The organism is Methanobacterium sp. (assembly GCA_039666455.1).
GTDB lineage: Archaea > Methanobacteriota > Methanobacteria > Methanobacteriales > Methanobacteriaceae > Methanobacterium_D.
The window spans coordinates 1-1525 of the sequence record JAVSLW010000036.1 but is presented as its reverse complement, the minus strand read 5'-3'; the positions used below and the strand labels follow the sequence as shown (position 1 = coordinate 1525).

Here is a 1525-nt window from a genome sequence, read left to right as displayed (position 1 = left end):
TGCGGGGCTATGCGGTGGCGCTGGTGGTCGTGGCGGGTGGGCTGGTCGCGCTCTGGGGGCCATCACCCAAGGAGGTGCGTCTGCCTGATGTGCAGGTGCAGGATCTGAATGGACAGCCCCGATCGCTGGCCTCTTTGACCGGGCGCCCGGTGGTGATCAACCTCTGGGCCACCTGGTGCCCACCCTGCCGCCGCGAAATGCCGGTGTTGCAGGCGGCGCAGCAGGCGCACCCGGATGTGCACATCGTGCTGCTCAACCAGGGTGAGTCGGCGGCGGCGGTGCAGGCCTATCTGCGATCTCAGGGCTTGGTGTTGCGTCAGGTGTGGCTGGATCCAGCACAACGCGCTGGGGCGACCTTTGACCAGGTGGGGTTGCCCACCACGCTGTTTTTCGATGCGCAAGGGCGCTTGGTGAGTCGGCGTGTGGGGGAGTTGTCGGCTGCGGTGCTGCGCGACCGCTTGCAGGCCATCGGGGTGCCGGCGTCTCCCTGATCGATCCGCCGTGAGGCCAGGCTGACACAGTGTTTTCCCTGATTGTTGCCTTATATCCTGCGCGGCGTGAGCTTTTTGTCTTGGTTAAACGGACAAGTCCGTCTATTGTCATGAGGTGTTACCGCAGCGTGGCGGCGATGGTTGCTGCGCGCGTGGTTGGTCCTTTCACCTTTCAGGACGGTATGAACGCCAGCACCTCACCCTACGACCTCAAGCCCTGGCTGCAGCAGTACGGCCGGGACATCCCACAGCACCTCGAGGTGCCTGCTTACCAGTCCTTGCCCGAAATGGCCCAGGATGCGGCCAAGCGCTTTGCCAAGCAGACGGCCTTCACCACGGTGATGCCCAACGGGATGTACGGTTCGTTGACCTATGCCCAGGTCGACGAGATGAGTGACGCTTTCGCGCAGTACCTGCGCGGCACGCTGGGTTTGCAGCGCGGTGACCGCGTGGCCTTGCAGATGCCCAACTGCCTGAGCTATCCGATCGCCCTGATCGGGGTGCTGAAGGCGGGTTGTGTGGCCGTGAACACCAACCCCCTGTACACCCCGCACGAAATGCAGCATCAGTTCAAGGACAGTGGGGCCAAGGCCCTGGTGATCGTGGACATGTTCGCCGACAAGCTCGAGTCCATCCTGGCTGACACGCCCATCCAGCATGTGATCATCACCCGCGTGCCCGAGTTCTTCCCGCCCGTGGTGCAGCAGGTGGTGTACGGGGTCATGAAATACTGGAATCGGCTGATCCCCAAGCACCAGCTCAAGGCCGTTACCCTGCCCGATGCCCTGGCCATGGGACGCCGTGCCGGTGGCGCCGGTGCTCGCACCTACTGGGCCGAGCTGAAGCACCAGGATCTGGCCCTGCTGCAGTACACGGGGGGCACCACGGGCGTGTCCAAGGGGGCCATGCTGACGCACGGCAACCTGCTGTGGAACCTGGAGCAGATGCTGGGCATGACCGGCACGCACATCGATGCGGGCAAAGAGGTGGTGCTGACCGCCTTGCCGCTGTACCACGTGTTTGCGTTCACGGTG

The 1525-nt window shown here is 64.0% G+C and carries 2 protein-coding genes; both read left to right on the top strand.

Going from position 1 to position 1525, the window contains the following annotated elements; translation table 11 throughout:
* The coding region (locus PQ963_09645; GenBank protein MEN4029921.1) for a TlpA disulfide reductase family protein at nt 1–491 on the top strand (491 nt) is incomplete at its 5' end.
* 137 nt (nt 492–628) lie between these two features.
* Nucleotides 629–1525 (top strand): AMP-binding protein (locus PQ963_09640; protein MEN4029920.1); only part of this gene is annotated, 897 nt, incomplete at its 3' end.